Origin of the sequence: Gilvimarinus japonicus, from assembly GCF_042847215.1 — a bacterium.
Lineage (GTDB): Bacteria > Pseudomonadota > Gammaproteobacteria > Pseudomonadales > Cellvibrionaceae > Gilvimarinus > Gilvimarinus japonicus.
In genome coordinates this window covers 628,504-635,000 of the sequence record NZ_AP031500.1, presented here as the reverse complement: position 1 = coordinate 635,000, position 6,497 = coordinate 628,504, and the positions used below count along the sequence as shown (strand labels likewise).

Sequence of the window (6,497 nt, the reverse complement as noted above, 5' to 3'; positions counted from 1 at the left end):
CAAAGCCTATATCTTCGGCGCTCATACCAAGCTCCGCAGCACGCTCCCAGCGCGGCCTAATTTGCAACATGGGCTGTGATAACGACAGACTAGAAGGCTGTGTTTGGATGCGGGGACCGTCAAAAATCTCTTCGGCCCGGGCAAGCGCATCACGAGCAACCTGATAGGCGTCAGCCAGGTTAGGGCTGGATATCTCTAAATTAACACTGCGGGTACCGCCATCGTTACTACTAATAATGGAGCCGCGGGCGGCAAAGGCGCGCATGCCCGGGTAACTCTCATATTTTTCCACTAAGGCATCCATCAGCGGCTCGATCTGCCCGGGATCTTTTGTCTCCGAGATAATGCGCATACCGCTCGCCGACACCCCGAGGTTTACATACTTCATCGCCGGGACTTCAGTCTCGCCGCGCGCAAACGCTTCGGGCTCATCATCCACAAACGGCATAAAGTAATCTTGCACCTCTAAGGCAATCTGTTCCATTGTCTCAAGGTTGTAACCCGGCGGAGCATTCATCGAGGCAAAGGTTTTTGCCTCTTCCCCCTCTGGCAGGTATTCAGCAGGAGGTGTCAGCAACAGCACAATAGCGCCGCTGGCAAGCACCGTTAACAACAAACAGCTGATACGCCGGCCAGATGTGGCAAACAACCACGACAACTTATCGGTCAGCACACGGCGCCAACGGGTATCGTGATTTTTTGAGTGCAATGACAACCGCGCGCTCGCGGTAGGAATCACCGTAATCGCCACCAGCATCGAAACAAAAATAGAGGCAGAGATCGCAATAGCGATATCGGAATAAAGCTGACCCGCCTCTTCGGCGATAAACACCACGGGCAAAAACACCATAATCGTGGTCAACGTAGAAGCAAGCACGGCCGGCCAAACTTTTTTAACGCCCTCGACGGCCGCTTGCATACGTTTTAACCCCCGCTGGCGCTCAAGCTCGATACTCTCGAGCACCACAATGGAGTTATCGAGCGTCATGCCAATGGCAAAGGCCACTCCGGCAAGAGAGATTACATTAATCGTTCGACCCGCCGCCAACAGGCCAATAAACGCTGCAATGGTACAGATAGGAATACCCACAACACCCAACGCCGTGGCGCGAAACGAGCGTAAAAAAGCGTACATAATGACGGTGGCCAGCAGCGCCCCGAGCACTAAGTTCTTCCACACGTTAATGATCGAGTCATTCACGTAAACCACATCATCGGCGGTGCGTTCGAGAATCATCCCTTCGGGCTCAAGCAGCTCGCGATTAATGCTCTCTACCTCGGCCATCATCGCCTCTTTAATGGCCAACACATTCGAGCCACTTTCACGGCGCACCGACAAACTAATAACCGGCTTGGTATTCACAAAGGATTTGTCGCGAATTTTAAAATGATCAAAGCGTACTTCGGCCACATCCGCCAGGCGGGTCACGCTGTCACCGTCACGCTTAACAATAAGCGCTTCCAGCTCTTGCACCGAATCAAACCGCCCCAAGGTCCGTAAAAGGTAACGCCGCTTGCCACTGGTCACCTCGCCACCAGAGATATCGCGGTTGCGCAAAGAGATAGCCGTGCGCACATCTGCCAACGTCAACTGGCGCTGAGCCAGAGCATCTGGGTTAAGCCGAATTTGTACCTGCCGTTTGGCACCACCACCGACACTAATCTCGGACACCCCCGGCACGCTAGACATGCGCGGGCGCACATTGTCCTCGATATAATCGCGCATCATGTCCATATCCAGCCCACGGGGGTTACCGTCGAGCGGCGAGATACGAAAATACATAAACGAATTGGCGGAGAATGAGGTTGCGTATACTTGAGGCTCATCCACATTCACCGGATACGAAGGCACCTGAGTCAGAGCATTATTTACCCGAATCAGGGTTTCGGTTATATCTACCCCAAAAGGAAATTCCAGCTCAATGCTCGCCTGCCCCAAGCTGGCCGACGAGGTAATTTCCTCCAGGTAAGGGATATTGCGCAGGTATTCCTCCTGCTCGATCAGGATCTCTTTTTCCACATCCTGCGGCGTCGCACCGGGCCACTGGGTGCGAACACTGATCGTGCGCACCTCTAAGTCGGGGATCATTTGCACCGGTATGCGCAGCGCCGCCAGTACCCCCAACACACTGATGATTAACACCGTAACGGTGACCAGAATTCCGTGGCGAACAATGCCCTCAAACATAGTCTGGCCTCACTCAGTTGGATTGATTCGAGCGGCGCAGCTGAACGCGCTGCCCCTGTTGCAGCGCCTCGTTGCCGCGGGTCACTACCACTTGCCCGCCACTGAGCCCTTGAGTTATCTCAACCCGTCCGGCAAAAGCCACCCCCGGGGTAACCTGCACCTCAGAGACAGCCACCTCCTCGCCAAAACTATCCGACTCGGCCACCCACACCACAGTGCGACCATCCGGGTAACGCAACAATGCATCCCGGGGGACCGTAACCGAGCGGCGCCCGGCGTCGAGATTAAGGGTGGCCGATACCGCCATGCCAGGGATGGATTGCGGGACATCAGCCGGCAGCGATGCTCGCAACAAAAAGGTGCGAGCCCCTGGGCGACTGAGCGGTACCTTGCGAAGGTTTACAGCGGTAAAGGTTTCGTTTGGCGCCGAGTCTAGTGTCATTACGACCCGGGTTTGCTCGTTAATACGGTGAAAGTATCGCTGAGGCACCTGAAAATCTACCCGCAATTGCTCGGTAGACACCAACTCAAGTAACGCTGCGCCCGGCTCCACCCACTCGCCCACATCGGTATGCTTAACACTCACAGTGCCGGCGAAAGGCGCCGTCAGGCTATGCTTTTTCAGGCGTGCTTGAGTTAGGGCGCGATCGGCCTCCGCCACCTGCCGATCGGCTCGGGCACTGGCGAGCGCCGCCTGGCGGGCACCAACTTCGGTGGCGGCGATATTGTGCTCGCGAACCAAATCCTGAGCCTCAGCCAATAACCGTTGCGCCTCGGCCTCTTGAGCTTGAGCCCGGGCCACATGAGCCTCGGCCCCATCCAGCGCCAGCCGCGTAAGCTCCGAATCCAACTGCAGCAGCGGCTCCCCGGCAGCCACGTGGTCCCCGGCATAAACATCCGCACGTTTTACCACCCCGCTAACCTCGGCCGACAGCGACGACAACTGCAATGCGCTGACAGATCCGGTTAAGGGTATCGGCTCGACAACGGCTTCAGGCTGCACTATTACGGCCTCGACGGTAACCTGTGCACGGGCAAAAGCCGCAGTGAAGGTTACCACAGCCAAAACACTAAAAACGCGGAGCCAACGCACCGCTCGCTGAATGAACATGGTTGATATCCCCAGAGAGTTGCTGCTTCAATGCGGCACAGCGCACTCGACCAAGCAAGAGGCACTGCGACTCAGGCACTCAGCATACACAGCTTTCGCAACGGGATAAAACGGCCAGCTCCGGCCAGAGCTGGCGCAGAGGCTTTAACCTACTTGAAACAGGTGATACTTCTTCTTACCCAGCTTGGCCACATAAAAACGGCCAAACTTGGCGCGCTCGGCGGCAAAACACGCGGCCGCATCGAGGTTTTCTTCAAAGCTGATCGCCGCACCGTTTATCGTCACAGCGCCGCGCCCCAACGCATCCTTTACTTGCTTACCAGAGGCGGCCATCTCGGCATCCACCAGCCACTGGGTCAGTGTTTTGTCACCCAACTGATCGCGCGCGAGCTCAGACGAAGGCAAGCCATCCAACTTCAGCTGCTCCAGGTCCGACTCATCCAACTGATCCAAACTCCCGGAAAACAGCGCCTCGGTAATACGCTCGGCCGCCTGTAAACCTTGCTCTCCGTGAATCAGCGCGGTCATTTCCCGAGCCAATACGCTCTGGGCTTGAGGCCGCCCCTGAGCCGCTTTATCCTCTTCCTCGATGGCGGCGATGTCGACCAGCGGCAGGAAGGTGAAATAACGCAAAAACTTATATACATCGGCGTCGGCAGTCGCCAACCAGAATTGGTAAAAAGCGTAAGGTGACGTTTTGGCCGGGTCTAGCCACACGGTGCCGCTCTCGGTTTTGCCAAACTTGGTACCGTCCGATTTAGTCACCAGTGGCAGCGTCATGCCGTAGGTTTCACCGCTGTACATACGGCGCGCCAAATCGATGCCGCCTGTAATATTGCCCCACTGATCCGAGCCACCAATCTGCAGCGTGCAGTTATGGCGCTTATAGAGCTCGGCAAAGTCGTAAGATTGCAGCAACATATAGGTAAACTCGGTAAACGAGATACCCGCCCCTTCACGATCGATACGCTGCTTTACCGACTCTTTGTTAATCATGTTGTTAACGGAGAAGTGCTTGCCCACATCGCGCAAAAAGTCGAGCACATTCATGTCGCCCACCCAGTCGAGGTTATTGACCACCTCGGCGGCGTTGTCACCGCTATCAAAGTCGATAAAGCGACTCACCTGAGCCTTGAGCTTATCGGTCCAGCCCGCGACGATATCCGGGGTGTTGAGCTTGCGCTCGGCGGCTTTAAAGCTGGGGTCACCCACCAAACCAGTAGCGCCGCCTACCAACGCAATGGGTTTGTGGCCGGCTTGCTGAAAGCGCTTTAGCGCCAACAGTGGCACCAGATGACCGATATGGAGACTATCGGCGGTGGGATCGAAGCCGCTATAAAGGGTACGACTACCGGATGCCAAATAATCCGCCAGCACATCGCCACCGGTGGTCTGTGCAATCAACCCGCGTTTTTGCAGATCGTCTAATAGCGAAGCATCGATCGTCGTCATGAAACTATTCACCCAGTAAATAAACTGTAACCACATAGAGAAAAGCACCGGCTGACGCCAATGCCAATAGGCGGGCAAAGATACCCGAACCGTTCACAAAAACAAACCCCTGAGCCCTTACCGTGCAACTTTTTGATGGCCTCGTGGACTAACCATCCAGCGATAAAAACAGCCTTTAAAAGATCAAAAAACGATCACAAAAGATCGATATTAAAGGCCTTTTCTGATATAACTAAGCGCAATTGATGCTTTATTTAGGTTTAAATGTTTCATGCAACCCCCTGAAAAACAACCACTACCGCGCGCCTTGCGGGCATTCTCTCAGTACCCCAAAGGTCACATGGCCGCGGCTGGGGCACTAATTTTCGCCTTGGGCGTATGGGCCGGTGGCAGTTTCGACGCCCCCTCTCAGCCTGAGCCTGCCAACAGTGCTCGCGTGGCCTTAACGTTGCCAGCACCTGACAGTAGCGCAAAGCCCGACACCCTTAAGAACACGCAGCCATCCACAGCTGCTGACACAGGTGCCCCAGCGCCGAGCGTAACCGCCAGTGCCGCGCCGTCAGAAGCCTCAGCGCTTACTCAGGAGGCGTCGCCCTCGGTGACTGCCGCCGCAGCGCCTGCACTAACAAAAAAATCGTTTACAGTGCGTTCGGGGGATAGCCTATCAACCCTATTTAAGCGTGCAGGACTAAACGATAGCAATGTTTACGAGCTGACCAGCACCTGTAAAGAGGCAAAAGGCCTGACGCGCATTATGCCCGGTCACGAGATTGTCTTTTATTTAGACGACAGCGGTAAATTGCAAAAGCTCAGCCACATTACCAATCGCCTTAGCAGCACGCACTTTGAGCGCGCCGACGAAGGCTTTGTCAGCGCGCAAGAGATCAAAAACCCCGAGCTGCGGCCCGCCTATAAAGAGGCGACCATTAATAGCTCGCTGTTTTTAGCCGGCCAAGCGGTGGGCATGCAAGACGCGCTTATTATGGAGTTAGCCAATATTTTTGGCTGGGATGTAGACTTTGCACTGGATATTCGCAAAGGCGACCATTTTAATGTGCTTTACGAAGAGAAGTTTTTAGACGGGGAAAAAATCGGCACCGGTGCCATTCTCGCCGCCGAATTCACCAACCAAGGCCATAAGTTCCGGGCGGTGCGCTACACCAATGCCGCCGGTGATAGCCACTATTTTACGCCCGACGGCGAAAGTATGCGCAAGGCTTTTTTGCTGGCGCCGGTAGATTTTCGGCGGATCAGTGGCAACTTTAACCCCAAGCGCTTACACCCTATTTTTAAAACCGTACGGCCCCACCGCGGCACCGATTACGCAGCCAACACTGGTACCCCGGTATGGGCATCTGGCGATGGTCGCGTGGTTGCGGCAGGCTACACCAAACCCAACGGTAACTACGTATTTATCCAGCACGGCAACAACATACAAACCAAGTATCTGCACTTGAACAAAAAAATGGTTAAGACCGGTCAACGGGTTAAGCAAAAGCAAATTATCGGCACCGTCGGCTCTACCGGCTACGCTACCGGGCCGCACTTACACTATGAGTTTTTACTCGACGGCGTGCACCGCAACCCGCGCACCATTGTGCAAAAGCTGCCCAAAGCGGACTCAATACCCAAGGCCGAGATGGCGCAGTTTCGCGCTCAAACCGAGCCTATGGTTGCCCAACTGCAACAACGCTACAACGCCAATCGCCTAGCTCTGAACAAGAGCGAAAGCACGATCAACTAAGC

4 protein-coding genes (1 of these 4 running past the window's edge) are annotated in these 6,497 nt (G+C 55.1%); 1 reads left to right on the top strand and 3 read right to left on the bottom strand.

The window, feature by feature from the left end; translation table 11 throughout:
* From ACGHAD_RS02665 to tyrS, 3 genes are all read right to left on the bottom strand, one after another.
* Positions 1–2,188, bottom strand: the 5' portion of a protein-coding gene (locus tag ACGHAD_RS02665; protein ID WP_382416944.1) for an efflux RND transporter permease subunit. The gene continues 953 nt to the left of window position 1, outside the view; the window shows 2,188 of its 3,141 coding nt (coding positions 1–2,188); its start codon is at positions 2,186–2,188; its stop codon lies beyond the left edge, outside the window.
* 13 nt (positions 2,189–2,201) lie between these two features.
* On the bottom strand, positions 2,202–3,299 hold the full coding sequence (locus tag ACGHAD_RS02660) for an efflux RND transporter periplasmic adaptor subunit (RefSeq protein WP_382416946.1): 1,098 nt from the start codon (positions 3,297–3,299) through the stop codon (positions 2,202–2,204).
* 144 nt (positions 3,300–3,443) lie between these two features.
* The gene (gene tyrS, locus ACGHAD_RS02655; RefSeq protein WP_382416948.1) at positions 3,444–4,751 is read right to left on the bottom strand and encodes a tyrosine--tRNA ligase; all 1,308 of its coding nucleotides are present in this window, start codon (positions 4,749–4,751) and stop codon (positions 3,444–3,446) included.
* 271 nt (positions 4,752–5,022) lie between these two features.
* Here tyrS and ACGHAD_RS02650 point away from each other — a divergent pair, with 271 nt between their 5' ends.
* Positions 5,023–6,495, top strand: coding sequence for a peptidoglycan DD-metalloendopeptidase family protein (locus tag ACGHAD_RS02650; protein ID WP_382416950.1), 1,473 nt, complete (start codon positions 5,023–5,025; stop codon positions 6,493–6,495).
* Positions 6,496–6,497: the final 2 nt, after the last annotated feature.

Bases quoted from the DNA above. Each gene is read 5' to 3' on its own strand.
- ACGHAD_RS02660 (WP_382416946.1), bottom strand. From the start codon at position 3,299: ATGTTCATTCAGCGAGCGGTGCGTTGGCTCCGCGTTTTTAGTGTTTTG.
- tyrS (WP_382416948.1), bottom strand. From the start codon at position 4,751: ATGACGACGATCGATGCTTCGCTATTAGACGATCTGCAAAAACGCGGG.
- ACGHAD_RS02650 (WP_382416950.1), top strand. From the start codon at position 5,023: ATGCAACCCCCTGAAAAACAACCACTACCGCGCGCCTTGCGGGCATTC.